26 protein-coding genes are annotated in these 23,352 nt (G+C 68.7%); 13 read left to right on the forward strand and 13 right to left on the reverse strand.

Annotated features, from left to right (window positions below):
• Window positions 1–69 precede the first annotated feature (69 nt).
• Complete coding sequence (locus ACFCQI_RS00005) at window positions 70–396, reverse strand: HesB/IscA family protein (protein WP_395119209.1); 327 nt, start codon at window positions 394–396, stop codon at window positions 70–72.
• 148 nt (window positions 397–544) lie between these two features.
• Here ACFCQI_RS00005 and asnS point away from each other — a divergent pair, with 148 nt between their 5' ends.
• The 7 genes from asnS to ACFCQI_RS00040 all read left to right on the forward strand — a co-directional run bounded on the left by asnS (window position 545) and on the right by ACFCQI_RS00040 (window position 6,602).
• Entirely contained in the window at window positions 545–1,945 is a 1,401-nt protein-coding gene (gene asnS / locus ACFCQI_RS00010; RefSeq protein WP_395119211.1) for an asparagine--tRNA ligase, read from the forward strand.
• Window positions 1,946–1,950: 5 nt separating this feature from the next.
• On the forward strand, window positions 1,951–2,751 hold the full coding sequence (locus tag ACFCQI_RS00015; RefSeq protein WP_395119213.1) for a hypothetical protein: 801 nt from the start codon (window positions 1,951–1,953) through the stop codon (window positions 2,749–2,751).
• Window positions 2,748–3,059, forward strand: coding sequence for a hypothetical protein (locus ACFCQI_RS00020; protein WP_395119215.1), 312 nt, complete (start codon window positions 2,748–2,750; stop codon window positions 3,057–3,059). Before ACFCQI_RS00015 ends, ACFCQI_RS00020 begins: the two co-directional genes overlap by 4 nt.
• 22 nt (window positions 3,060–3,081) lie before the next feature.
• On the forward strand, window positions 3,082–3,870 hold the full coding sequence (locus ACFCQI_RS00025) for an SDR family oxidoreductase (RefSeq protein WP_395119217.1): 789 nt from the start codon (window positions 3,082–3,084) through the stop codon (window positions 3,868–3,870).
• 113 nt (window positions 3,871–3,983) lie between these two features.
• Window positions 3,984–5,462, forward strand: coding sequence for an aldehyde dehydrogenase (locus ACFCQI_RS00030; RefSeq protein WP_395119219.1), 1,479 nt, complete (start codon window positions 3,984–3,986; stop codon window positions 5,460–5,462).
• 37 nt (window positions 5,463–5,499) lie between these two features.
• Window positions 5,500–6,165, forward strand: coding sequence for a carbonate dehydratase (gene can / locus ACFCQI_RS00035; protein ID WP_395119221.1), 666 nt, complete (start codon window positions 5,500–5,502; stop codon window positions 6,163–6,165).
• A complete protein-coding gene (locus ACFCQI_RS00040) occupies window positions 6,162–6,602 on the forward strand; it encodes a RidA family protein (RefSeq protein ID WP_395119223.1) in 441 nt (146 codons plus the stop codon). The genes can and ACFCQI_RS00040 overlap by 4 nt, the downstream gene beginning before the upstream one ends.
• Window positions 6,603–6,646: 44 nt before the next feature.
• Here the strand turns inward: ACFCQI_RS00040 and ACFCQI_RS00045 are convergent, their stop codons facing one another.
• The 4 genes from ACFCQI_RS00045 to ACFCQI_RS00060 form a co-directional block, all read right to left on the reverse strand.
• Window positions 6,647–6,889 carry a hypothetical protein gene (locus ACFCQI_RS00045; RefSeq protein WP_395119225.1) on the reverse strand — a complete coding sequence of 81 codons (243 nt, stop codon included), beginning with the start codon at window positions 6,887–6,889 and terminating at the stop codon, window positions 6,647–6,649.
• A gap of 187 nt (window positions 6,890–7,076) precedes the next feature.
• Window positions 7,077–7,856 carry an N-formylglutamate deformylase gene (gene hutG, locus ACFCQI_RS00050; RefSeq protein ID WP_395119227.1) on the reverse strand — a complete coding sequence of 260 codons (780 nt, stop codon included), beginning with the start codon at window positions 7,854–7,856 and terminating at the stop codon, window positions 7,077–7,079.
• A gap of 96 nt (window positions 7,857–7,952) precedes the next feature.
• Window positions 7,953–9,302 (reverse strand): glutathione-disulfide reductase, encoded by a 1,350-nt coding sequence (gene gorA / locus ACFCQI_RS00055; protein ID WP_395119229.1) that lies wholly within the window; start codon window positions 9,300–9,302, stop codon window positions 7,953–7,955.
• 51 nt (window positions 9,303–9,353) lie between these two features.
• Complete coding sequence (locus ACFCQI_RS00060) at window positions 9,354–10,613, reverse strand: NAD(P)/FAD-dependent oxidoreductase (protein WP_395119231.1); 1,260 nt, start codon at window positions 10,611–10,613, stop codon at window positions 9,354–9,356.
• Between the two features lie 172 nt (window positions 10,614–10,785).
• Between ACFCQI_RS00060 and ACFCQI_RS00065 the strand changes: the two genes are divergently transcribed.
• Window positions 10,786–11,310 (forward strand): C40 family peptidase, encoded by a 525-nt coding sequence (locus ACFCQI_RS00065; protein WP_395121408.1) that lies wholly within the window; start codon window positions 10,786–10,788, stop codon window positions 11,308–11,310.
• Window positions 11,311–11,559: 249 nt separating this feature from the next.
• Here the strand turns inward: ACFCQI_RS00065 and ACFCQI_RS00070 are convergent, their stop codons facing one another.
• Complete coding sequence (locus tag ACFCQI_RS00070) at window positions 11,560–12,045, reverse strand: peptidylprolyl isomerase (RefSeq protein ID WP_395121409.1); 486 nt, start codon at window positions 12,043–12,045, stop codon at window positions 11,560–11,562.
• Between the two features lie 37 nt (window positions 12,046–12,082).
• Window positions 12,083–13,315 (reverse strand): MFS transporter, encoded by a 1,233-nt coding sequence (locus tag ACFCQI_RS00075; RefSeq protein WP_395119233.1) that lies wholly within the window; start codon window positions 13,313–13,315, stop codon window positions 12,083–12,085.
• A 129-nt stretch (window positions 13,316–13,444) separates the two neighbouring features.
• On the opposite strand from ACFCQI_RS00075, the gene ACFCQI_RS00080 reads away from it, so the two are divergent.
• Entirely contained in the window at window positions 13,445–14,101 is a 657-nt protein-coding gene (locus ACFCQI_RS00080; RefSeq protein ID WP_395119235.1) for a class I SAM-dependent methyltransferase, read from the forward strand.
• 145 nt (window positions 14,102–14,246) lie between these two features.
• The gene (locus tag ACFCQI_RS00085; protein ID WP_395119237.1) at window positions 14,247–15,575 is read left to right on the forward strand and encodes a DEAD/DEAH box helicase; all 1,329 of its coding nucleotides are present in this window, start codon (window positions 14,247–14,249) and stop codon (window positions 15,573–15,575) included.
• Between the two features lie 102 nt (window positions 15,576–15,677).
• On the opposite strand, the gene fghA is transcribed toward ACFCQI_RS00085, so the two are convergent.
• Window positions 15,678–16,523 carry an S-formylglutathione hydrolase gene (gene fghA, locus ACFCQI_RS00090; RefSeq protein WP_395119239.1) on the reverse strand — a complete coding sequence of 282 codons (846 nt, stop codon included), beginning with the start codon at window positions 16,521–16,523 and terminating at the stop codon, window positions 15,678–15,680.
• 158 nt (window positions 16,524–16,681) lie between these two features.
• Between fghA and ACFCQI_RS00095 the strand changes: the two genes are divergently transcribed.
• Window positions 16,682–18,547 carry a DEAD/DEAH box helicase gene (locus ACFCQI_RS00095; RefSeq protein WP_395119241.1) on the forward strand — a complete coding sequence of 622 codons (1,866 nt, stop codon included), beginning with the start codon at window positions 16,682–16,684 and terminating at the stop codon, window positions 18,545–18,547.
• A gap of 26 nt (window positions 18,548–18,573) precedes the next feature.
• On the opposite strand, the gene ACFCQI_RS00100 is transcribed toward ACFCQI_RS00095, so the two are convergent.
• Together ACFCQI_RS00100 and ACFCQI_RS00105 are read right to left on the reverse strand one after the other, a co-directional pair.
• A complete protein-coding gene (locus ACFCQI_RS00100) occupies window positions 18,574–18,960 on the reverse strand; it encodes a YkgJ family cysteine cluster protein (RefSeq protein ID WP_395119243.1) in 387 nt (128 codons plus the stop codon).
• A 110-nt stretch (window positions 18,961–19,070) separates the two neighbouring features.
• Window positions 19,071–19,928, reverse strand: coding sequence for a neutral zinc metallopeptidase (locus ACFCQI_RS00105; protein WP_395119245.1), 858 nt, complete (start codon window positions 19,926–19,928; stop codon window positions 19,071–19,073).
• Between the two features lie 108 nt (window positions 19,929–20,036).
• Between ACFCQI_RS00105 and ACFCQI_RS00110 the strand changes: the two genes are divergently transcribed.
• A complete protein-coding gene (locus tag ACFCQI_RS00110) occupies window positions 20,037–20,429 on the forward strand; it encodes an MAPEG family protein (RefSeq protein ID WP_395119247.1) in 393 nt (130 codons plus the stop codon).
• A gap of 11 nt (window positions 20,430–20,440) precedes the next feature.
• Here ACFCQI_RS00110 and ACFCQI_RS00115 read toward each other — a convergent pair whose 3' ends face one another.
• Entirely contained in the window at window positions 20,441–21,217 is a 777-nt protein-coding gene (locus tag ACFCQI_RS00115) for a class I SAM-dependent methyltransferase (RefSeq protein ID WP_395119249.1), read from the reverse strand.
• A 121-nt stretch (window positions 21,218–21,338) separates the two neighbouring features.
• Between ACFCQI_RS00115 and ACFCQI_RS00120 the strand changes: the two genes are divergently transcribed.
• Window positions 21,339–22,184, forward strand: a complete 846-nt coding sequence (locus tag ACFCQI_RS00120) for a CPBP family intramembrane glutamic endopeptidase (protein WP_395119250.1) — start codon at window positions 21,339–21,341, stop codon at window positions 22,182–22,184.
• Between the two features lie 7 nt (window positions 22,185–22,191).
• On the opposite strand, the gene ACFCQI_RS00125 is transcribed toward ACFCQI_RS00120, so the two are convergent.
• Both ACFCQI_RS00125 and ACFCQI_RS00130 read right to left on the reverse strand, forming a co-directional pair.
• The gene (locus ACFCQI_RS00125) at window positions 22,192–22,758 is read right to left on the reverse strand and encodes a Maf family protein (protein WP_395119251.1); all 567 of its coding nucleotides are present in this window, start codon (window positions 22,756–22,758) and stop codon (window positions 22,192–22,194) included.
• A gap of 39 nt (window positions 22,759–22,797) precedes the next feature.
• Window positions 22,798–23,247 (reverse strand): GNAT family N-acetyltransferase, encoded by a 450-nt coding sequence (locus tag ACFCQI_RS00130; protein WP_395119252.1) that lies wholly within the window; start codon window positions 23,245–23,247, stop codon window positions 22,798–22,800.
• Between the last annotated feature and the right edge of the window lie 105 nt (window positions 23,248–23,352).

Consider the following 23,352-nt stretch of genomic DNA (forward strand, 5'->3'; position numbering starts at 1 on the left):
GCGGAATTGTACGATGACGCACAACGGCCACGCAAGTCATTGAAAAGCCTGCGCGCCGGGCGGAGGCGCTCAGCTGACGGTGAAGCTCTCGCCGCAGCCGCACTCGCCGGTGGAGTTCGGGTTGTGGAACACGAAGCTGGCGTTGAGCCCGTGGCGCTGGAAGTCGATGACGGTTCCGTCGACCAGGGCCAGGCTCTTGTCGCTGACGATCAGCGGCACGCCGTCCACCTCCAGCAGCCGGTCACCCTCGCCCATCGACTCGGCCAGGTCGACCACGTAGGCAAACCCCGAACAGCCGGTGCGCTTGACCCCGAAGCGCACGCCTGCCGCCGCGGGCGTCGAGGCGAGGAAGTGGCGCATGCGTTCGTTGGCAGCGGGGGTGATGCTGATGCTCATGGCAGGCGGATTCGATCTCGTGAAATGGGCGGCAGGTGTCGCGACCCGGGCAAGCCCTACATTATCATGCGGGTTTGGCTCCGCGCGCCGCGCGGGCGCCCACCATCCAGCGCACCGACCGGTGCGCAAGCAGCAGGAGTTCCAATCCATGGCCGTGGTCAGTGTGAAGCAGGCGTTGTCGGGCAGCATCGATGCCGGCAGCCAGGTGACCGTGCGCGGCTGGGTGCGCACTCGCCGCGATTCCAAGGCCGGCCTGTCCTTCGTCAACGTCACCGACGGCTCCTGCTTCGACCCGATCCAGGCGGTAGTGCCGGCCACCCTGGCCAATTACGAGAGCGAGGTGAAGCACCTCACCGCCGGCGCGGGCGTGATCGTCACGGGCACCCTGGTGCCCTCGCAGGGCAAGGGTCAGCGTTTCGAGATCCAGGCCGGCGAGGTGATCGTCACCGGCCTGGTCGACGACCCGGAGACCTACCCGATCCAGCCCAAGCAGCACTCGATGGAGTTCCTGCGCGAGGTCGCCCACCTGCGCCCGCGCACCAATCTGTTCGGCGCGGTGACGCGCGTGCGGCACACGATGATGACGGCGATCCATCGCCACCTCACCGAGCAGGGCTTCTTCTGGATCAACACGCCGATCATCACCACGTCGGATGCGGAAGGCGCCGGCGACATGTTCCGGCTGTCCACGCTGGACCTGGCCAACCTGCCGCGCCTGCCCGACGGCAAGATCGACTTCCGCAAGGACTTTTTCGGCCGCGAGGCGTTCCTCACCGTGTCCGGCCAGCTCAACGTCGAGGCCTATTGCCTGGCGATGAGCAAGGTGTACACCTTCGGTCCCACTTTCCGCGCCGAGAATTCCAACACGGCGCGCCACCTGGCCGAGTTCTGGATGTGCGAGCCGGAGATCGCCTTCGCCGACCTGGCCGCCAATGCCGACTGCGCCGAGGGCTTCCTCAAGGCGATCTTCAAGGCCGTACTGGACGAACGCCCCGACGACATGGCGTTCTTCGCCGAACGCGTGCAACCGGATGCGATCAGCCGGATGGAGGCATTCATCGCCAAGCCGTTCGAGCGCATCGACTACACCGACGCGATCGAGATCCTGAAGAAGTCCGGCGAGAAGTTCGAATACCCGGTGGCCTGGGGCATCGACCTGCAGACCGAGCACGAACGCTACCTCGCCGAGAAACATGTCGGCCGCCCCGTGGTCGTGATGAACTACCCCGAGGCGATCAAGGCGTTCTACATGCGCTTGAACGATGACGAGAAGACCGTGGCCGCGATGGACGTACTCGCGCCCGGCATCGGCGAGATCATCGGCGGCAGCCAGCGCGAGGAACGGCTGGATCATCTGGACCGCCGCATGATCCAGTTCGGCCTCGATCCGGCCAGCTATGGCTGGTACCGTGACCTGCGTCGCTACGGCACGGTGCCGCACGCCGGGTTCGGCCTCGGCTTCGAGCGCCTGCTGGTCTACATCTGCGGCCTGTCCAACATCCGCGACGCCATCCCCTACCCGCGTGCCGCCGGCACCGCCGAGTTCTGACGCCCATGTCGTACCGCTTCGCCGCCCTTGCCGCCGTGTTCACCGCCGCCCTCGCGCTGACCGGCTGCCATGCCGCCAAGGCGTTGCTGCCGCCCAACCTGCGGCCGCCCGCGGAGGACCCGGGCGATCCGCTGAAGATCGCCCAACTGCATCTGCAGCAGGCCACGCCCTGCTGCAGCAGCTTCGCCGATTTCTCCTACCGCAGCCTGCTGCCGTGGCAGCCGCAGAAGTTCACCCTGGGCAGCGGCAGCATGGTCGCCAACCTCAACGGCACCAAAAGCTATTTCCTCGCCTTCCGCCTGCCCACCGGCATGAAGCTGCCGTACCGGGTGGCGCTGAAATCGGAATTGAACGGACGCTGGCTGCATGCCAGCTACCTGTTCGCGCCCACCATCGTGCTGCTCGACGACGGCTTCCAGCCGATCCGCTTCGACGACATCCGCCTGTGCGAACACATGGGCTGGAGCGACGAAACCAGCGGTGCCTTCGGCAGTTTCAAGATCGACAGCGACAAGGCCCACTACCTGCTGGTCTACAGTTCGGCCGACCAGCAGTCGGGCAAGACCTACTGGGAGCAGTCGCCGGCCTCGCTCTCCAACGCCACCACCGCGGCCACCCTGAAGATGAACTCCAGCGGCAGCTTCAGCATCCCGCACGGGCCGGACGGGTCGCTGTGGATCGGCATGATGAACTCCGTCTACCAGAAAGCCATCGACAACGCGGTGTGCGGCGAAGCACCCCACGGCGACGGCCTGCTGAACGAGTTGCCGCTGCCCTGGAGCGGGAAACGCGGCAGTTCGTCGTGATCGTGCTGTACCTGGCGTTGCTGGTCGCCGGGGTGGGCCTGTTTGTGCTGTCGTTCGTGGCGCAATACCGATTGGCCACGCTGTTGCGACGGCGTTATCCGCAACACTGGCAAATCATCGCGGCAGCCGACCACGCGCGACCCTCCGCCTGGCGCCGCTGGGCGCGAATGCAGCAGGTGCTGCGCTCGCCGGCACTGCCGGCGCTGGGCGACCGCTCGATCGACCGCTGGCGCCACCTGTGGCGACTGGGTCCCTGGCTAGGCTGGCTGTGCTGGCTGGGCGCGCTGGCCACGCGTCTCTCCTCCTGACCCCTCACCGAGGAAGAACTCCATGCAACTGGATCTGAGTGGACGTCATGCGCTGGTCTGCGGCGCTTCCCAGGGCATCGGCCGTGCCTGCGCGATCGAGCTGGCCCTGCTCGGCGCCAACGTCACCGTGCTTGCGCGTCGCGCCGAAGTGCTGGCCGAGGTGGTAGGCAGCCTGCCGCGCACCGACGGCGCGCAGCACCACGACCTGCTGGTCGCCGATGCGGGCGACACCGGCAGCCTGCGCGAGCGGGTCGAAGCCCTGGTCGCGGCGGCGCCGGTGCACATCCTGGTCAACAACAGCGGCGGACCGCCGCCGGGCAGCATCCTCGACGCCACGCCGCCGCAATTCCTCGATGCCTTCGGCCAGCACCTGCTGGCCAATCACACGCTGGCGCAGGTCGTGATCCCCGGCATGCGCGACGCCGGCTGGGGCCGCATCGTCAACATCATCTCCACCTCGGTGAAGGAGCCGCTCTCCGGCATCGGCGTCTCCAACACCACCCGCGGCGCGGTGGCGAGCTGGGCCAAGACCCTGGCTGGCGAACTGGCGCCGCTGGGCATCACCGTCAACAACGTGCTGCCGGGCTCCACCCACACGCCGCGGATCGAGCAGATCGTGCGGGTACGGGCGCAGAAGTCGGGGCGCAGCGAAGTGGAAGTCGCGCGCGAGATGGCCGCGGAGATTCCGATGGGCCGCTTCGCCGATCCCGCGGAAACCGCCGCCGCCGTCGCCTTCCTCGCCTCCCCGGCGGCCAGCTACATCACCGGCACGAGCCTGCCGGTCGACGGTGGGCGCATGCGCTCGCTTTGAGCGACCAGACCCGCCAGCAGCCCGACTGAAGCCCGGCCCATCCAGCGCGTCGCGCACCCTGCGTACGGTCGCGTTCGGTGCAATTGTCGCGTGCTGGACTTAAGATGACGCGGATGTCCACTCCGCGCCTAGCCAACCTGATCGACGGCCGCCTGCGGGCGCCCATTAGCGACAGCTGGCTCGACGTGCACGAACCCGCCACGGCGGGCGTGCTGACCCAATGCCCGGATTCCGATGCCGCCGATGTCGGGGCCGCCGTGGCCGCCGCCAGTCGCGCAGCAACCGCCTGGGCGGCCACGCCGATCGAGCAACGGGCGCACTTGCTGCACCGCCTGGCCGACCTGATCGAGGCGCGGCTGGAGGAGTTCGCTGCGCTGGAATCGCGCGACAGCGGCAAGCCGCTCGCCCTCGCGCGCCGCCTCGACATCCCGCGCGCGGTGAGCAACCTGCGCTACTTCGCCGCCGCGATCACCGGCTGGGGCAGCGAGTCGCATGCGATGGAAACGGGCACGCCGGGCGCCGGCGCCATCAACTACACCTTGCACCAGCCGCTCGGCGTGGTCGGTTGCATAAGTCCGTGGAACCTGCCGCTGTACCTGTTCACCTGGAAGATCGCGCCGGCACTGGCGGCCGGCAACACGGTGGTGGCAAAGCCCTCGGAGATCACGCCGTGCACTGCAGCCCTGCTGGGCGAGCTGAGCATCGAGGCCGGCTTTCCGCCGGGCGTGCTGAACATCGTGCACGGGCTGGGGCCACGGGTCGGCGAGGCCATCGTGGCGCATCCGGCGGTCAAGGCGGTGTCGTTCACCGGCTCCACGCGCACTGGCGCGGCCATCGCTGCCGTCGCGGCGCCGGCGTTCAAGAAAGTCTCGCTGGAGATGGGCGGAAAGAATCCGGCGATCGTGTTCGCCGATGCGGATCTTTCCGACGCCAACCTCGACACCATCGTGCGCTCGGGCTTCGCCAACCAGGGCGAGATCTGCCTGTGCGGCTCGCGCTTGCTGGTGCAGCGCTCCATCTACGACGCGTTCCGCGAACGCTACCTTGCGCGCGTGCAGGCGCTGCGCGTGGGCGATCCGGACGACGCACGCAGCGACCTCGGCGCCATGGTGTCGCGGGCGCACTACGACAAGGTGCTCGGCTGCATCGCACAGGCCCGCGCCGAGGGCGGGCGCGTGCTGTGTGGCGGCGCGGCGGTTGCCGTGCCGGGCCGCTGCGCCGGCGGCTGGTTCATCGCGCCGACCGTGATCGAAGGGCTGCCCTCTTCGGCGCAGACCAACCAGCAGGAAATCTTCGGCCCGGTAGTCGCGCTGATCCCGTTCGAGGACGAAGCCGAGGCGCTGGCGATCGCCAACGACAGCCACTACGGACTGGCCGCGTCGCTGTGGACGCAGGATCTTTCCCGCGCGCACCGGCTGGCCGGGCAACTCGAATTCGGCATCGTGTGGATCAACTGCTGGTTGCTGCGCGACCTGCGCACGCCGTTCGGCGGCGCCAAGCAATCGGGCGTCGGCCGCGAGGGTGGTGCCGAGGCGCTGCATTTCTTCACCGAACCGAAAAACGTCTGCATCGCGTACGGTGCCAGCCCCTGATACGCCGCGCCACCCGTCCGAAACGCCTGGAACCTTGATGAACTCACTGAACGATCTGCTTGCCAACAACCGCCGCTGGGCCGATCAGGTCACCACGCAGGACCCGACCTTTTTCGAGAAGTTGTCGCAGCAGCAGGCGCCGCAGTATCTGTGGATCGGCTGCTCGGATTCGCGCGTTCCGGCCACCCAGATCGTCGACCTGCCGCCGGGCGAGATCTTCGTGCATCGCAACGTCGCCAACGTGGTGGTGCACACCGACCTCAACGCGCTGAGCACGATCCAGTTCGCGGTCGACGTGCTCAAGGTCAAGCACATCCTGGTCGTCGGCCACTACGGCTGCGGCGGCGTCGGCGCGGTGTTGAAGGAGAGCCGCCTCGGCCTGATCGACAACTGGCTGCGGCACATCACCGACATTGCCCTGAAGCACTCGGACAAGCTCGACCCGAACCAGTCGTTCGCCCTGCGCCACGCCCACCTGTGCGAGTTGAACGCGCTGGAACAGGCGCTCAACGTCTGCCACACCACGGTGGTGCGTGAAGCCTGGGAGCGTGGTCAGCAACTGGCCGTGCACGCGTGGATCTACGGCCTGGACAACGGTCACATGCACGACCTGGGGCTGGACGTGCGCGGCCGCGAACAGTTGCCCGAAGCCTATGAGCAGGCGGTGGCCCAGCTGACCCGCCGCTGGACCGGCGGCGCATGAGCGGCGCGGGTATCCGCACCGACGCCGCGCCGCAACCGGTGGGCGCCTATCCGCACGCGCGGCGGGTCGGAGATTTGCTGTTCCTGTCCGGCGTCGGCCCGCGTCAACCGGGCAGCAATGCCATTCCCGGCAACGTCCACGACGCGGATGGCCGTCTGCTCGACTACGACATCGAGGCGCAATGCCGACAGGTGTTCGCCAACGTGCGCGCCGTGCTGGAAGCCAGCGGTGCGCAGTGGACCGATCTCATCGACGTCACCGTGTTCCTGACCGACATGGCGCGCGACTTTGCGACCTACAACCGCCTCTACGCGGAATATTTCGCAGGCGTCGACGCCTGCCGCACCACGCTGGGCATCCACAGCCTGCCCACGCCGATCGCGATCGAGCTCAAGTGCATTGCCGCGCTGCCGGCACAAAAAAACCCGCCGACCTGAGTCGGCGGGGCACTCAGCCAGAACCTTTCCAGGCCGGCGCGGGATCAGCCCGCGGTCGGCGTGGCGGCGGCCTTCTTGTGGCTCTTGTGATGCTTGTGGGTCTTGTGGTGCGTCGTCGTGTGCGCAGCGGCTTTCGGCGCAGCTTCGGTCGCTGGGGCGGCCTTGGTTGCCACGGCAGCCTGCGCCGCGGGGGCGGCGGCCTGCGGGGCAGCAGCCTGGGCCAGCACGGAGCCGGAAAGCGCCACGCCCGCAACCAGCAGGGAGGCAATCAGAACATTACGCATCATGGTGACAAACCTCGGAGAAGAAATGCCGCGAGCCCGGCCGGAACCCGGCGCCTCGGGTGGCGCGACGGCAAGACAATGCGGCGCACAAGACATACGGCTGCTGAATGCAGCAGGCCATTTCGGTGCGCCGGATCGCGCCGGATCTTGACAGTCGAAAAACGCTCCGGCCGCCGGCAATTTCTTGCGTTCAGTCCAGACAGGTGCGCAACAAGGATTCGATCAACGCCTGCACCTGCGACGCCTTCGACGCGTCATAGGCAAAGCTCGCCTCGTCCATGTAGTTGAGCTGCACCAGCTCCAGTTGCACCGCCTGCACGCCGGCGTCCGGGCGACCGTAATGACGGGTGATGTAACCGCCCTTGAAACGCCCGTTGATCGCAACGCTGAAGCGCGATTGCGCCTGCAGGCCATCGGTCAGGCGCATCTGCAGGGCGGCATCGCAGCTCGCCCCGTTTGCCGTGCCGAGGTTGAAATCCGGCAGCCTGCCCTCGAACAGCATCGGCACGCGACTGCGGATCGAATGGCCTTCCCACAGCACCACGCGGCCGTGTTCGGCCCGCAACCGCGCAAGTTCCTGCGCCAATGCATCGTGGTAAGGCTGCCAGTACTCGTTTATCCGCCGTTGAACTTCGGCCGCGTCGGGCGCATCGCCGTCGCGGTACAAGGGCTCGCCATCGAAACCGATCAACGGCACCAGGCCGGTCTCGCGCTGGCCCGGATACAGCGCATGGCCATCGGCAGGCCGATTGAGGTCGACCACGTAACGCGAGGCGGCAGGTTTCAGCACGCTGGCGCCCAGCGCCTCGGCCAGCGGCTCGTACAACCGCGCCACGTGCCAATCCGTATCGGGCGAGCGCCGCGCGGCCGGGGGCATGCGCGCGGCGATGTCGGCGGGAATGAAGCTGCCATCGTGCGGCAGGCTGATCAGCAGGGGTACGCGGCCCCGGTGCAAGGTGAACGTGTCCATGGGGGTAGTCTAAGGGCCGGGATCAGGGTTGGGGAGTCGAAAGCCAAAGCCCGCATGCGGCCGCTCCCCCGAATCCCGAGTCTTCGATCGCGGCCACTAATCCATCAACACCAGCTCTTCCGCCGAGGTCGGGTGGATCGCCACCGTGGCATCGAGATCGCGCTTGCGGATGCCGCGCTTCAGGGCTACCGCGAACCCTTGCAGCATCTCGTCGGCACTCGCGCCCAGCAGATGAATGCCGACGACGCGTTCGTCCTCGCCAACGCACACCAGTTTCATCAGGCTCTGCTCACGCTTGCCCACCAGCGCCCAGGCCATGGGCGTGAAGCGGCTGCAGTGGATGCGCACCGCGTCGCCGTGGCGCTCGCGGGCCTCTTCCTCGGTAAGGCCGACGCGACCCAGCGGCGGCTTGGAGAACACCACGCTGGGGATGTTGCGGTAATCCAGCCGCGACTCGTCCTGCCCGCCGAACAGGCGGTCGGCAAGCGCGCGCCCGGCGGCCACCGCCACCGGGGTCAGCGCATGCCGGCCGGTGACGTCGCCCACCGCGTGGATGCCCGCGACGTTGGTGTCCTGCCAGGCATCGGTCGTGACGTGGCCCTTGTCGTCCCGCTTCACGCGGACAGTATCCAGGCCCAGCGATTCGGTGTTCGGCACGCGCCCCACCGCCCACAGCACCGCGTCGTAGGGACCTCGCGTGCCGGCAACGGCAGCGTCGTCCAGCACGATGCCATCGTCGGTGCGACGTGCGCCGCGCACGTCGGTGTCCAGCTGCACGGCGATGCCCTGGCCATGCATGTGTTCGCGCAGGGCGCGCACCAGTTCCGCGTCGAACCCGCCGAGCAGGCGCTCGCGCGCCAGCATCTCGACACTGCAGCCGAGCGCCCGCAGCAAGCCGGCGAACTCCGACGCCACGTAACCGCCGCCGACGATCGCCACGCGCGCGGGCGCGGCGTCGAGCGCGAAGATGTCGTCCGACACCAGACCCAGATCGAAGCCGGGGAGATCCAGCCGACGCGGCCGTGCGCCGGTGGCGATCACCACGTGCGGCGCCTGCGCGCGGCCGCCATCGGCCAGCTCCACCGTGTCCGTCGCGACGAATCGCGCGGCTTGCCGCACAAGCTCGACACCGGCCTGCTCCAGCCGTTCGGCATAGCGACGGTCGATGCCTCCGATGTAGGCCACGCGCACCTCGCGAAAGTGCCGCCAGTCCAGCGGCCCGGGCTGTGCATCGAACCCCAGCGCTGTCGCCCAGCGCTGCTCCTGCGCCCATTGCGCGGCGATCCACATGGCCTTCTTCGGCACGCAGCCGCGATGGACGCAGGTGCCGCCCAGTTCTCGCGGCTCGACCAGGGCCACGCGGGCACCATGCCTGGCTGCGCGAAAGGCCGTGGCCAGGCCGCCGGAACCGGCGCCCAGCACGATCAGGTCATGGCTTGCCGTCATCGCATGCTCCTCGGCGTTCGTGGGAGGCGCCGACGGATGGCGCCGCGATCGCTACAGCCCGAAACGCGCGGGTGCGTAGGGGGTGGCGTCGAGCAGCGCCGGCGTGCCGGCCAGCAGCGACGCCACCAGTTCACCGGTGGCCGCCGACATGCTCACCCCCAGCATGCCATGGCCGGTGGCCAGGCACAGATTGGTCCAGCGCGTGCTGGGGCCGATGATCGGCACTTCGTCGACGCTCATCGGTCGCCAACCCCACCATTCCTCCAACAGCCGGCCACCGGCCGGTTCGCGCAGGTTCGCGGCGGCGCCGCGGCGCAACGCCTCCAGACGGGTGCGATTGAGCCCGGTGCGGTAGCCGGAGAACTCCATCGTGCTGCCCAACCGGAAACCGTCGCTCCAGCAGGTGACGCAGACGGAAGGTTCGCGCAGGCTCAGCGCACGGCGCGGCGCCAGCGCGGGACGATCCCAGGTGATCGAATAACCCTTGCCCGGCTGCATCGGCAGGCGCAGCTCCAGTTGTCGTGCCAGCAGCGGCGACCACGCGCCCAGCGCCATCACGATGCGCTCGCCGCGGAACGCGCCGCGAGAAGTGCGCACGCCGGTGATCCGCGTACCGTCGGTGATGAAGCCCTCGATGCACGCACCGCTCTCGATCGTGCCGCCGCATTCGAGCACGCGGCGCGCCAGCTCGGCCGCGTAGCGGTCCGGCCGCAGCGAGGCATCCTGCGGATGCAGCACGCCGCCGGCCACGCCCGGTTTCAAGGCCGGCTCCATCGCCTCGACCTCGGCGCCGTCCAGGCGCTGCACCGTCACGCCGAGTTTTTCCAGCAGCGCCGCATGCCCCTTCTCGTCCGCCTGGCGCAGCCGGTCCGTGCGGTAGACATGCAAGGTGCCCTGCTCGCTGAACTCGCAGTCGAGCCCTTCGTCACGCACCAGCTCGCCGAGCAACCGGCGCGAGCGCTGCAGGATCGCCAGCCGCGCATGGGTCGCCGCATGAAAGTCGCGCCAGTTGCAATGGCGCGCGAAACCCAGCAGCCAGCGCAGCCGCGGCCCGTCCAGGCGCGGGTCGAGATACAGCGGCGCGTCCGCGTGGGCGATCGACCGCAACGCCACGCCGATCATTCCCGGCATGGCCAGCGACGCCGCATGGCTGGGCGTGATGGTGCCGCAGTTGCCGTACGAACTGCCGCAACCGGGCGTGCCCTGCTCCAGCACGCGCACGCTGGCACCGGCCTTGCGCAGTTGCAGCGCACAGGCCAGCCCGATGACGCCGCCACCAAGGATCAACACATCGTCGCGATCCGAATCCATCGACGGATTGTAACCAGCTGCGCCGATACCGCGGCATGGCCACAACTGCACCAACTTGTGAGAACTTTCTTCCAACCCATTGATTTGATAACCTCAGCCCGACTCAAGCCGGGACCCCGCCATGCGCATGGACCGAACACGCCGCGTCACGTCGATCGCCGCCGCCCGGCGCATGACGCACGCCTTGCTGCTCGGCGCCATGCTCGCGTTGCTGGCCGCTTGCGCCAGCGCGCCGCACCATCGCGAGCCGACCTACAGGACTTCGCATTCCGCGCTGGCCGACCTGCCGCCACGCGCACCGTCAGCCGCCAGCGCGGGCGAAGCCAACGACATCCTGTTCCGCGCGATCGGCCTGGTGGGCACGCCTTATCGCTGGGGCGGCAACACGCCGGCCGGCGGCTTCGACTGCAGCGGGCTGGTCGATTACATCTACCGCACGGCGGCCGGCATCGCCCTGCCACGCACCTCGCACGCCATGGCCTCGATGCGCGCGCACAAGGTGAAGCGCATGACCCAGTTGGCCAGCGGCGACCTGGTGTTCTTCGACATCGGCGGCAGCATCAGCCACGTCGGCGTGTACGTCGGCAAGGGGCGTTTCGTGCATGCGCCGAACAGCGGTGGCACGGTGCGGCTGGACGACATCGACGGGCCGTACTGGGGCGATCATTTCGCGTACGGGAAGCGGGTGCTGGATTGAGGGGCCACACGGGCCGGAACCCTGCAGGAGCGCACCTTGTGCACGATGCCTTTCGTTACGCGGCGAAGATCGTCGCGCACAGGGTGCGCCCCTGCACGAATTGCCGGCCCTCATCCGGACCTTTCACCCGCAGTGGGACTTCCGCGGGTCGCCCGGGCTACCCCTCTCCAACGCTCCCGTGGAAGGGAGAGGGCCAACGAATGACGGCGCCCGAGGGCGCCGTCATTGCCTTGATTCGATATCCCCTGCTCAGTGCTCCGCACTGCCCGGCGGATGGGCATGGCCGTGCTGGAGTTCTTCCTCGGTGGCCTCGCGCACCTCGCCGATGGCGACATCGAAATGCAGGTCCTTGCCGGCCATCGGATGGTTGAGATCCACGTCGATCGTGCTCATGCCGACCTTGTGCACGGTGACGGCGCGCTGGCCACCCTGCTTCAGCTGCAGCACGGTGACCATGCCGGGCTTGAGTCGGCTGGCCTGCGGGAAGTACTTCTTGGACATGCGCTGGATCTGGCCTTCCTGGCGCTCGCCGTAGGCGTCCACGGCGGCCACGTCCACCGCGAGATTCTCGCCGGCTTCGTGGCCTTCCAGGGCGGCTTCCAGACCGGGAATCAGCTGGCCGTGGCCAAGCAGCACCCACAACGGCTCGTCGCGGTCGTGCGAGCTTTCGACCTTGTCGCCGGCCACCGTCAGCGTGTAGTGCAGGGAAACCACCTTGTCCTTTCCAGCTTTCATCATGTGTCTCGCAAGAGGGCGCAAACCGGCGATTCTATCAGGAGTGCGACCTGCCAAAGCGCGTACCGCGCACCTCCGGCCCCAGCCAGGCCAGCAGCGCCAGCGCGACGGCGACCACGGCCATCCACCCCGCCATCACCAGCGCATAGTTGCCGCCGCTGCGGTCGGCCAGCCACGATTGCGCGGTGGCCGTGCTCGCGGCCAGAAGATTGCCCAGCTGGTAGGCGAAGCCGGGCAAGGTGCCGCGCACGTCGTCGGGCGACAACTCGTTGAGGTAGGCCGGCACGATGCCCCAGGCCCCCTGCACCATCACCTGGATGAGGAACGCGCCCAACCCGAGCAGCACCAGCGAGCCGCCATGCGTCCACAGCGGAATGCACGGCAGGGCCAGCAGCGCCGCCACGATCATCGCCCGCCGCCGGCCGATGCGTTCGGACCAGGCGCCGAAGCTCAGACCACCGAGGATGGCGCCTGCGTTGAGCAGCATCGTCAGCACGGTCACCGCGCCGACCTGCAGGTGCAACTGCGATTTGAGGAAGGTCGGATACATGTCCTGCGAGCCATGGCTGAACATGTTGAACGCCATCATCAGCAGCATCATGTACAGCAGTCGCTTCCATTGCCCGCGCATCGAATCGCGCAGGCTCCGCCGCTGCCTGCCCACCTGTCCCGCCTGCCATACCGGCGACTCGGGCACCTTGCTGCGCAGATACAGCACCAGCAACGCCGGCAGCACGCCAACGACGAACATCGCGCGCCAGCCGAGGCCCAGCACGTCGAATACCACCCAGTAGGCGATCGCGCCGAGAAAGTAGCCGCACGGGTAGCCGCTCTGCAGCAGCCCGGAAACCATGCCGCGGGAACGCGCCGGGATGCTCTCCAGCGCCAGCGAGGCGCCGATGCCCCACTCACCGCCCATCGCGATGCCGAAGGCGAAGCGCAGCACCAGCAACGCGGTCAGCGTCGGCGCGAAGGCGCAGGCGAGTTCCAGCAACGAGAACAGCAGCACGTCGAACATCAGCACCGGCCGGCGCCCGTAGCGATCGGCCAGCCTGCCGAACAGCAGAGCGCCGAGCGGGCGGGCCGCCAGGGTCAGCAAAATGCCCAGCGTCACCTCGGTCTTGTGCACGTGGAAATCGTCGGCGATGTCGCCCAGCACGAACACCAGCAGAAAGAAGTCGAACGCATCCAGCGTCCAGCCCAGGAAGCTCGCCGCCACCGTATGCCGCTGGGTGACATCGAGTTGGCGCAGGGGTGCAAACCATGACATCGCGGAACTCCAGGGAGCGGCCGTCGGCCAGCGCTGCGCACGGTATGCACGAGGCCGGCCCGCCACGCAACCCCGCACCGCCCCGGCAAGCTTGCTAGGCTGGCCGCATCTTCGGCACGCGGGACACGCATGGACCGTCACACCCGGCAACGCATCGCCCGGCTCTATCAGGGCAGCCTGCAGCGTGGCTACGTGCGCGGCAAGCTGGCCAGCGACCCGGTCTACGCGGCCGTGGCGGCGCGGATCGACGGCACCGCATTGCCGCTGCTGGACATCGGTTGCGGCATCGGCCTGCTGGGCCAGTACCTGCACGCGCAAGGCCACCACCAGCCCTACCTCGGGCTGGACCACGACCGGCGCAAGATCTTGGCGGGCCAACGTGCGGTGCAACGCGCGGGACTCGATGCCATGATGCGGCTGCAACAGGCCGACGCCGCCGAACTGCCCGCGCAGCAGGGCCATGTCGCCCTGCTCGACGTACTGCACTATCTGCCCGCCGTGCGCCAGCCGGCCCTGCTGCGGGACGCCGCCCGGCACCTGTCGCCGCAGGGCTGCCTGATCATCCGCAACGTACTGCGCGAGGCCAACTGGCGCTTCCACGCCACCCGCGTGGAGGAGTTCTTTCTGCATGCTTCCGGCTGGATTTCCGGCGGTGCGCAGCATTATCCGAGTGCCGGCGAATTGCGCGAGCCACTCGAGCAGGCGGGGCTGGAGGTGCGCATCGAGCCGTTGCGTGGGCGCACCCCGTTCAACAGCTACCTGGTGGTGGCGCACCACCCGCGCTGACTCCTGCCGAAGGGGCAGACGCCGGCGCGTCGAATCCGCTATACTTGCCGGGCCGTCATCTTCACGATGGCAGCGGCACCTGCCGCCCCCCTTCCCTTTGCTTCGCAACACGGTATGAACACTCCGGGTTGCCCAGGAGTGTTTCATGTCCTTCGATTCGCTGGGCCTTGCGCCCGCGTTGTTGCGTGCGCTCGCCGATTACGGCTACGCCAATCCCACCCCGATCCAGGCCGCGGCGATCCCGCCGGCGCTGGAAGGTCACGACCTGCTCGCCGCCGCCCAGACCGGCACCGGCAAGACCGCCGCGTTCGCGCTGCCCCTGCTGCAGAAACTGTCGACCAGCGGGCAGACCATGACCCGCCGCCCGCGCGCACTGATCCTCACCCCCACCCGCGAGCTGGCCGCGCAGATCCACGAGAACATGCGCGACTACGGCAAGCACATCCACGTCAGCGCCACCACCATCTTCGGCGGCGTCGGCATGGGTCCGCAGATCAATGCGCTGCGCCGCGGCGTGGACATCGTCATTGCCACCCCGGGCCGGTTGATCGACCACCTGCAGCAGCGCACGCTCGACCTCTCCGCGGTGGAAACGCTGGTGCTGGACGAAGCCGACCGCATGCTCGACATGGGCTTCCTGCCGGCGCTGAAGCGCATCCTGCAGGTGGTGCCGAAGAAGCGCCAGACCCTGCTGTTCTCGGCCACCTTCGCACCGGCGATCAAGACGCTGGCGATGGAGTTCATGCACAACCCGCGCGAGATCTCGGTCTCGGCGCCGAACACCGTGACCGCCCTGGTCAGCCACCAGGTGCACCCGGTGGACGCCTCGCGCAAGCGCGACCTGCTGCTGCACGTGCTGTCGCAGGACAGCCGCCGCCAGAGCCTGGTGTTCAGCCGCACCAAGCACGGCGCCGACAAACTGGTCACCTACCTCAACGCCTCGGGCCTGCGCAGCGCCGCGATCCACGGCAACAAGAGCCAGAACGCGCGCACGCGCGCCCTCAGCGATTTCAAGAGCGGCCGCGTCACCGTGCTGGTCGCCACCGACATCGCCGCGCGCGGCATCGACATCGAGCAGTTGCCGATCGTGATCAACTTCGACCTGCCGTCGGTCGCCGAAGACTACGTGCACCGGATCGGCCGTACCGGCCGGGCCGGCATGGAAGGCCTGGCGCTGTCGCTGGTCAGCCATGACGAATCCGGCTTGTTGTTCGACATCCGCAAATTGCTCAAGCAGGACATCGCGATCACCGCCGTGGCCGGTTACGAGCCGTCCGCCCCGCTGCGACTGGATGCCGGCGCGCCGCGTCCGAAGCAGGGTGGCGGCGGTCAGCGCCAGCAGTCGCGGGCACCGCGCCAGGGCAAGCCCGCCGGCGCGGCACGGCCGAACGGCTACGCGCCGCAGGGCCGCGGCGATCACGCCGCCGGCAACCAGCGCCGCCGCAACAACCGGCGCCCGGCGGCCAAGGCCTGAGCAAGCCGACACGCGCCGAGTCTCCCACGGCAGGAGCCCGATTGCGGGCGATGCTCTTTTCCTCGCGGCTCCGGGGCAACGGTATCGCCCGCGAGCGGGCTCCTACAGCAAGCCCAGCGCCTCGGCGTGGTGCCGCAGGTGGTCGTCGATGAAGCTGGTGATGAACCAGTAGCTGTGGTCGTAGCCGGCGTGCCGGCGCAGCAGCAGGGCCTGTCCGGATTCGGCGCAGGCCTGGTCGAACAGTTCCGGTTTCAGCTGCGCCTCAAGGAAGCCGTCGGCCTCGCCCTGGTCGATCAGGATGGTGCCGGGAAAGGTCTGCCGCCGCACCAGTTCGCAGGCATCGTGCGCGGCCCAGGCCGCCGGGTCGTCGCCCAGGTAACGCGGGAGCGCCTTGCGCCCCCACGGCACCTGGCTGGGGGCCACGATCGGGGCGAAGGCCGACACCGAGCGATAGCGTGCAGGATTGTTCAAGGCCAGGGTCAGCGCGCCGTGGCCACCCATCGAATGGCCGCAGATGCCGCTGCGCGCGAGGTCGGCCGGGAAATGGGTGCCGACCAACGCGGGCAGTTCATCGACGACGTAGCTGGCCATGCGGAAGCGCGTCGACCACGGTGCCTCGGTGGCGTCGAGGTAGAAGCCGGCGCCTTCGCCGAACTCCCAGTCGCCGGTGGCGCCGTCGAAGCCGGTATCCCGCGGGCTGGTATCGGGCATCACCAGGATCAGGCCCAGTTCGGCCGCCAGCCTTTGCGCGCCGGCCTTGATCGTGGCGGTTTCCTCGGTGCAGGTGAGGCCGGCCAGGAAATACAGCACCGGACACTGCTGCCGCGCCGCCTGCGGCGGCTGGTAGACGGCAAAGCGCATGGGGCCGGCACAGGCATGCGATTCATGCCGATAGAAACCCTGCACGCCCGCATGCAGGCGCTGTTCGGAAATCGTTTCGATGGCCATGGCTTTGTACTGTCCTGGTCGCGCGAACCGCCAGCATACTTGGCCGCCACGATGGCAGCCCGTTCAGGCTTGCCGGCCACGCGCGTCGGCAGAGACTGGTAGAATCCGCCCCTTGCGCGTCTCATTCACGGCGCTGCGTTCCGCTCCGAGGTTTCCCCATGTCATCCCCCACTTCCGACCACGCCCCGGTCCCGTCCGGCTTTGGCGCGCTGGCACTGCACCCCGACGTTCAGCGCGTGCTGGCCGACGTCGGCTACGAGTCGCCCTCGCCGATCCAGGCCGCCACCATTCCGCCGCTGCTGGAAGGCCGCGACGTGCTGGGCCAGGCGCAAACCGGCACCGGCAAGACCGCCGCGTTCGCCTTGCCGATCCTCTCGCGCATCGAGCGCCGCGCCGGCAAGCCGCAGGCGCTGGTGCTGGCGCCCACGCGCGAGCTGGCGATCCAGGTGGCCGAGGCGTTCCAGACCTATGCCGCGCACGTCCCCGGCTTCCAGGTGCTGCCGATCTACGGCGGCCAGAGCTACGGCCCGCAGCTGCATTCGCTCAAGCGCGGCGTGCACGTCGTGGTCGGCACGCCCGGCCGCGTGATCGACCATCTGGACAAGGGCACGCTGGACCTCTCGGAGCTGAAATTCCTGGTGCTCGACGAGGCCGACGAGATGCTGCGCATGGGCTTCATCGACGACGTCGAGAAGGTGCTGCAGGCCACCCCGCCCGGGCGCCAGGTCGCGCTGTTCTCGGCGACCATGCCGGTGCCGATCCGCAAGATCGCGCAGCGGCATCTGAAGGACCCGGTCGAAGTCACCATCAAGTCCTCGACCACGACCGCGGCAAACATCCACCAGCGCTACTGGTTCGTCAGCGGCATGCACAAGCTCGATGCCTTGACCCGCATCCTGGAGGCCGAGCCGTTCGACGCGATGATCATCTTCGCGCGCACCAAGCAGGCCACCGAGGAGCTGGCCGAGAAGCTGCAGGCGCGCGGCCTGGCCGCCGCCGCGATCAACGGCGACATCGCCCAGGCGCAGCGCGAGCGGGTGATCCAGCAGCTGAAAGACGGCAAGCTCGACATCCTGGTCGCCACCGACGTGGCCGCGCGCGGGCTGGACGTGGAGCGGATCAGCCACGTGCTGAACTACGACATCCCGTACGACACCGAAAGCTACGTGCACCGCATCGGCCGCACCGGCCGCGCCGGGCGCAGCGGCGAGGCGATCCTGTTCGTCAGCCCGCGCGAACGCGGCATGCTGCACGCGATCGAGCGCGCCACCCGCCAGCCGATCGAGCAGATGCAGTTGCCGTCGGTCGAGGTGGTCAATGATGTACGCATCGGCAAGTTCAAGCAGCGCATCAGCGACATGCTGGCGCAGGGCGACCTCGGCCAGTTCCAGCAGCTGATCGAGCAGTACGAGCAGGAACACAACGTGCCGGCGGTCGAGATCGCCGCCGCGCTGGCGCGCATCGCCCAGGGCGACCAACCGCTGCTGCTGGCGCCGCCGCCCAAGCGCGAGAAGTACGAGCCGGCCACGCGCGAACACAAGCCGCGCGAGCGCGACGGTGCCAGCCGCACGGCCCGCGAGCACAAGCCGCGCAGTCACGAGGGCGCGCCAACGCGCGAGTTCGCCGCGCGCCCGCTGCGCGCGCATGCCACCGAACAAGGCAAGCGCACCTACCGCATCGAAGTCGGCCACGAGCATGGCGTCAAGCCGGGCAACATCATCGGCGCGATCGCCAACGAGGCAGGACTGGACAGCCAGTACATCGGCCGCCTCAGCATCCGCGACCACTACAGCCTGATCGACCTGCCCGACGGCATGCCGAAGGAAATCTTCGAGCACCTGAAGAAGGTGTGGGTGGTGCAGCAGCAGTTGCGCATCCACGAGTGGGACAGCAACGACACCGGCTCAGCGGCACCGCCCGCACACCACGCCCCCAGCCACAAGCCGGGCGGCCACAAACCCGGCGGATTCAGGCCAGGCGGCGCCAAGCCGCGCACAGGCAGCAAGCCACCACCGCGCAAATAAGGCGCGCGCCCGACAGTCGAGGCCGCTCAGGCACTCTGCGGCAACGGCGGCTCGCCGGCATCGAAGGGGTCGAGCCAATCCTCCGGCTGCAGTACCGGCAAGCCGTGCGCCAGGCGCGCCTTGTCGCACTGCGGGCTGGCCGCACCGAACTCCCACGAGGGCTGCACCTCGCGGCACACCGATGGCCGCAGCGGATAGATACCGCATTGCGCGGCCTCGCCCACCACGCCCTGCAAGGCGGTGCAACGCGGCTGTGCGGCCTGCGTGCCGCGCATCACGACGCGGTGCGGATCGAGTTTCTCGGTCAGCTCCGGCGGCACCTTGCCGCCCAGGAACGCCTCCGTCTCCGACCAATGGAAGGCCACGCGGAAATACGCGCAGCAGGCACCGCAACGCAAACAGGGATGCAGCATCGAATCGAACCCGGGCGCAGCTCATGGCGCACCCCGCGGCGCGCAGCGGACGATTCTAGAGCGTCCGCAACCCGCCGCACGGCGGACCAAACGATACGTTCAACACGCGCTCAGGGTTCACCCGCAAACGTGTTGCACTGACTCACGTCGCCGCTGCCGAAGCCGGTCTTGAACCATTTCACCCGCTGCGCCGAGGTGCCGTGGGTGAAGGTGTCCGGCCGCACCCGGCCCTGCGACTGCTGCTGCAGGGCGTCGTCGCCGATGTGGCTGGCGGCGTTCAGGGCCTCCTCGATGTCGCCCGGCTGCAGCCAGTTCAACTCGCGCTGGCTGTGGTTTGCCCACACGCCGGCGTAGCAGTCCGCCTGCAGCTCCTGGCGCACCGACAGGCCGTCGGCGCCATCCATCGGCGCGCCGCGGCGGCGTGCCTCGTCGACCTTGTCGAACACGCCGGTGAGCTTCTGCACGTGATGGCCCACCTCGTGGGCGATCACGTAGGCGCGGGCGAAGTCGCCGGACGAATGCAGCTCGTCCTGCAATTGCTGGAAGAAGGCCAGGTCGAGGTAGACCTTCTGGTCGGCCGGGCAATAGAACGGCCCCACCGCGCTGGTCGCGCCGCCGCAGCCGGTGCTGACGCCGCCGCTGAACAGGTGCAGCTTCGGCTCGACATAGGTCATGCCACTGGCCTGGAAGATCTCCCCCCAGGTCTGCTCGGTCGAATGCAGGATCGCGCTGACGAAGGCCTGTTGCTCCGGATCGACCTGGGCCGGCGTGTCGGACGACGGCGCGTAGGACGCGCTGCCGCCCTGGTCGAGCAGGGCCATGGGATTCTTGAAGAAGACCCAGCCCAGGATCGCGAGCACGATCAGGCCGCCGATGCCCATCCGGCCGCCACCGCCGCCGAAGCGCCGACCGCCGCCATTGCCGCCGATCTCGACGTTGCTGCTGCTGCCACCTTTTCGCCAATCCATGATGTCCTCGCCGGGCGCCGTGCGGTGGCGCCATCGTGCGACGATAGCGCCACGCCCGCGATCGCGCCAAGCGGCACGCCACCGATACCCCATCTGCCGAGGACCACCATGACCCAGTTGCCCGCCCTGGTTACCCTGCTCACTATCCTGCTGCTGTTCGGCACCAGCTGGCTGGTGGGCCGCGCCCGCGGCAAGTACGCGATCAAGGCACCGGCCACCAGTGGGCACCCGATGTTCGAGCGAGCCTACCGCGTGCAGATGAACACGCTGGAACAGACCGTGATGTTCCTGCCCACGCTGTGGCTGGCGGCGACCTACGGCTTCACCGGCTGGGCCGGCATCGCCGGACTGGTCTGGGTGGCGGGACGGGTGTGGTACGCGGTGGCGTACATGGCCGAGCCGGCGAAACGCGGCCCCGGCTTCGGACTGGCCTCAGTCGGCTGGATCGCCTTGCTGGTGATGGCCGCCATCGGCGTGGTGCGCGCGATGGCGGTGGGCTGACGCGCTTGCCGTCAATCCGGCAACCCCGGCGCCACGGCGCTCAAGGCCCATACGCGATGTGGCACCGCCAGCGGCTCGTGCGGATGACGGCTGGCCAGCATCGCGGCCAGTTCCCCATCGAAATGCTTCACCTTGGCCGCATCCAGTACGGCGCCGATACCGGCGCTGGCACGGATCCGGCCGCGCCAGGCCTCGTGGCTGTAGGGGATGTCCAGGTCGAACGACCAGGTGCGCAAATCGGTGAAACCGGCCTCGGCCACATCCTTCAACCAGGCAGGATACAGGCCGCTGCCGCTGTGCAGGGTCCAGCCGGGATTGCAGGCCAGGATCAGCCGCTCGGTGTCCTGCACGATGTTGCCGTTCAACGGCAGCCAGTCGAAGTGGGCAATCAGCAAGCGTCCGCCCGGGCGCAACCAGCGACGCACCAGGGCCGCGGTGCGTGCGCGCTCGAACCAGTGCCAGCACTGCCCGGCGGTGACCAGGTCGAACGAGGCCGACGGGAAATCCGCGTTCTCGACCCGCGCCCGCACCTGCTTCACCTGCACGCCGGCAGCCCGGTCGAGCTCGGCCGCCTGCGCCAGCAGCGGCGCCGAATGATCCAGCGCGGTGACCGTGCAGCCGCGCAACGCCAGGCCCCGGGCGACCGTGCCGGTGCCGCTGCCCAGGTCGAGCGCCTGCTGGCCGGCGCGCGCCGTGCCATCCTGGAAGATGCGTTCAAAGAACGCTTCGGGAAAACCCGCCCGATGGCGTACGTAATCGTCGGCCGTCCTGCCAAAGTCGATAGCCATCGCGCGCCCCCTGATGCATCGGTTCCTGCCACGATGTTACGCCATGCGGCCGGTAGCGACCGTGTCGGATGGCCGATTGCGCGGGAGCGCGGCCACGGACTAGCGTGCTGCCAGGAACGCCGTGCCGCTGCGGCGCGGCTCGTCACTCGCCGCAGCTGAGGAAGCCTCGACCATCGACATCCGCCCCGCCACCACCGCTGCGCCGACGGCCCCCGGACCGTGGATGGCACTGGGCTGGATCGTGCTTTATTTCGCCCTGCAGGCAGCCGGCAGCAGCGTGCTGGTGGTCCTGCTGGCCATCGCCACCGGCCACCTGCACGACTGGCACGGCGTGGCCGATTTCACCGTGCGCATCCGCGAAACCCTGCAGCCGCCCGGCATGCAGGCGCTGCTGGTGATGCTGACGCTGGGCCTGGCGGCAGCCACGATCCTGTGGCTGGTGTGGCGGCGCTCGCCGCGGCTGTGGTCGCTGGCACAGCCGCCGGGTTTCGGCTTCGTGCGCCCGTCGCGGCTGGGCTTTCTCGCGCTGGCGGTGGTCATCGGCCTGCTCGCACCCGTGCTCGGCGGCTGGCTGACGCACTGGCTGGCGCAAGGCCACCCGGTCACCCAGAACATCCAGCAACTGGGCGAGAACACGCCGCTGGGCTGGCGCATTCCGCTGATGCTGATGGTGGCGAGCCTGGGGCCGCTGGTGGAAGAGCTGCTGTTCCGCGGCGTGCTTCTGTCTTCGCTGCAGCCGCGTTGGGGTCGGTTCGGCGCCGCGGTGCTGAGTTCAGTGATATTTGCGACTGCCCACCTGCCCGGGCTCAACTGGCAGGTGTTCGCGCTGCCCGCCCTGTGGCTGCTGGCGATGGCGCTGGCCTGGCTGCGCCTGCGTTCGGGCTCGATCTGGCCGGGCGTGATGGCACACGCGGCGAACAACGCACTGGCCACGGCGGCGTGGTTCCTGGCGGCTCACGCAGGCTGACCCGCGATCAATCCGCAAACTTGCGCAGCGCCTGTGCGGTCTCGAACAAGGGCAGGCCCATCACGCCGGAATAGCTGCCGGCGAGGTGTTCGACCAGGGCCGCGCCACGGCCCTGGATCGCGTAGCCACCCGCCTTGCCGAATGGCTCGCCGGTGTCGACGTAGGCGGCGATGGCCGCCGCATCCAGCGCCGCAAAGCGCACCTGCGACACGCTGACCGCCGCCAGCTCGCGCCGGTTCGCCACCAGCCACAGCGCCGAGATGACCTCATGCGTGCGTCCGGCCAGCCGGCCCAGCATCGCCGCCGCATCCCGCGCATCGCGCGGCTTGCCGAACACCTCGCCGTCGAGCACCACCTCGGTGTCGGCACCCAGCACCACCGCGTCGGCGGCATCAGCGCCGAGCGATGCCAGCCCCGCACGCGCCTTGTCGTGCGCCACCCGCTGCACGTAGGCCAGCGGCGACTCCGCCGCGTCGCGACACTCCACCACCTCGACATCAATGACGGCGAACTCGACGCCGAGCTGCTGCAGCAACTGCCGCCGACGCGGCGACTGGGAAGCGAGATGAAGCATGGACAGTTCCGGCGTGACGATCCCGGCAGCATAGCCGTCTCACAGCCCCAGGCTGTACTCGCAGAAGCCCGATTCGCGCCGCCAGCCCAGTGATTCGTACAAGGCCTGCGCCGGCGCATTGTCCAGCGCCGTGGACAGCGACAGGCTCGCCGCACCCCGTTCGCGCGCCTGCTCGGCCGCCACCCGCAACAACGCACCCGCCACCCCGCGTCGGCGCGCCGACCGGGCCACGAACAAGTCGTTGAGCAGCCATGTGCGCACCGCGCGCACCGACGAGAACAGCGGGTACAGCTGGGTGAAACCCAACCCCGTGCCGTCATCGTCGCGCGCCAGCAGGATCAGCGATTCGCCGCGCTCGATGCGCTCGGCGAGAAACGCCCGCGCCCGCGGGAGGTCGGGCGACTGGCGGTAAAACTGGCGATAGCCGTCGAACAACGGCACCAGGGTGTCGAGGTCTGCCATCGTGGCGAGCTGGATGTGGGTTGGCATGGCGGGGATTCGGGATTCGGGATTCGGGATTCGGGATTCGGGATTCGGAAAACCATAGCTCGCCCGGGCCCGCAACGCGATGTTGCATGCATCCACCATCCCGTG

The organism is Rhodanobacter sp. FW102-FHT14D06, from assembly GCF_043950705.1.
Classification (GTDB): domain Bacteria; phylum Pseudomonadota; class Gammaproteobacteria; order Xanthomonadales; family Rhodanobacteraceae; genus Rhodanobacter.

Coding starts and splice junctions, on each gene's coding strand:
- ACFCQI_RS00005 (WP_395119209.1), bottom strand. CDS start 396: ATGAGCATCAGCATCACCCCCGCTGCCAACGAACGCATGCGCCACTTC.
- asnS (WP_395119211.1), top strand. CDS start 545: ATGGCCGTGGTCAGTGTGAAGCAGGCGTTGTCGGGCAGCATCGATGCC.
- ACFCQI_RS00015 (WP_395119213.1), top strand. CDS start 1,951: ATGTCGTACCGCTTCGCCGCCCTTGCCGCCGTGTTCACCGCCGCCCTC.
- ACFCQI_RS00025 (WP_395119217.1), top strand. CDS start 3,082: ATGCAACTGGATCTGAGTGGACGTCATGCGCTGGTCTGCGGCGCTTCC.
- ACFCQI_RS00030 (WP_395119219.1), top strand. CDS start 3,984: ATGTCCACTCCGCGCCTAGCCAACCTGATCGACGGCCGCCTGCGGGCG.
- can (WP_395119221.1), top strand. CDS start 5,500: ATGAACTCACTGAACGATCTGCTTGCCAACAACCGCCGCTGGGCCGAT.
- ACFCQI_RS00040 (WP_395119223.1), top strand. CDS start 6,162: ATGAGCGGCGCGGGTATCCGCACCGACGCCGCGCCGCAACCGGTGGGC.
- ACFCQI_RS00045 (WP_395119225.1), bottom strand. CDS start 6,889: ATGATGCGTAATGTTCTGATTGCCTCCCTGCTGGTTGCGGGCGTGGCG.
- hutG (WP_395119227.1), bottom strand. CDS start 7,856: ATGGACACGTTCACCTTGCACCGGGGCCGCGTACCCCTGCTGATCAGC.
- gorA (WP_395119229.1), bottom strand. CDS start 9,302: ATGACGGCAAGCCATGACCTGATCGTGCTGGGCGCCGGTTCCGGCGGC.
- ACFCQI_RS00060 (WP_395119231.1), bottom strand. CDS start 10,613: ATGGATTCGGATCGCGACGATGTGTTGATCCTTGGTGGCGGCGTCATC.
- ACFCQI_RS00065 (WP_395121408.1), top strand. CDS start 10,786: ATGACGCACGCCTTGCTGCTCGGCGCCATGCTCGCGTTGCTGGCCGCT.
- ACFCQI_RS00070 (WP_395121409.1), bottom strand. CDS start 12,045: ATGAAAGCTGGAAAGGACAAGGTGGTTTCCCTGCACTACACGCTGACG.
- ACFCQI_RS00075 (WP_395119233.1), bottom strand. CDS start 13,315: ATGTCATGGTTTGCACCCCTGCGCCAACTCGATGTCACCCAGCGGCAT.
- ACFCQI_RS00080 (WP_395119235.1), top strand. CDS start 13,445: ATGGACCGTCACACCCGGCAACGCATCGCCCGGCTCTATCAGGGCAGC.
- ACFCQI_RS00085 (WP_395119237.1), top strand. CDS start 14,247: ATGTCCTTCGATTCGCTGGGCCTTGCGCCCGCGTTGTTGCGTGCGCTC.
- fghA (WP_395119239.1), bottom strand. CDS start 16,523: ATGGCCATCGAAACGATTTCCGAACAGCGCCTGCATGCGGGCGTGCAG.
- ACFCQI_RS00095 (WP_395119241.1), top strand. CDS start 16,682: ATGTCATCCCCCACTTCCGACCACGCCCCGGTCCCGTCCGGCTTTGGC.
- ACFCQI_RS00100 (WP_395119243.1), bottom strand. CDS start 18,960: ATGCTGCATCCCTGTTTGCGTTGCGGTGCCTGCTGCGCGTATTTCCGC.
- ACFCQI_RS00105 (WP_395119245.1), bottom strand. CDS start 19,928: ATGGATTGGCGAAAAGGTGGCAGCAGCAGCAACGTCGAGATCGGCGGC.
- ACFCQI_RS00110 (WP_395119247.1), top strand. CDS start 20,037: ATGACCCAGTTGCCCGCCCTGGTTACCCTGCTCACTATCCTGCTGCTG.
- ACFCQI_RS00115 (WP_395119249.1), bottom strand. CDS start 21,217: ATGGCTATCGACTTTGGCAGGACGGCCGACGATTACGTACGCCATCGG.
- ACFCQI_RS00125 (WP_395119251.1), bottom strand. CDS start 22,758: ATGCTTCATCTCGCTTCCCAGTCGCCGCGTCGGCGGCAGTTGCTGCAG.
- ACFCQI_RS00130 (WP_395119252.1), bottom strand. CDS start 23,247: ATGCCAACCCACATCCAGCTCGCCACGATGGCAGACCTCGACACCCTG.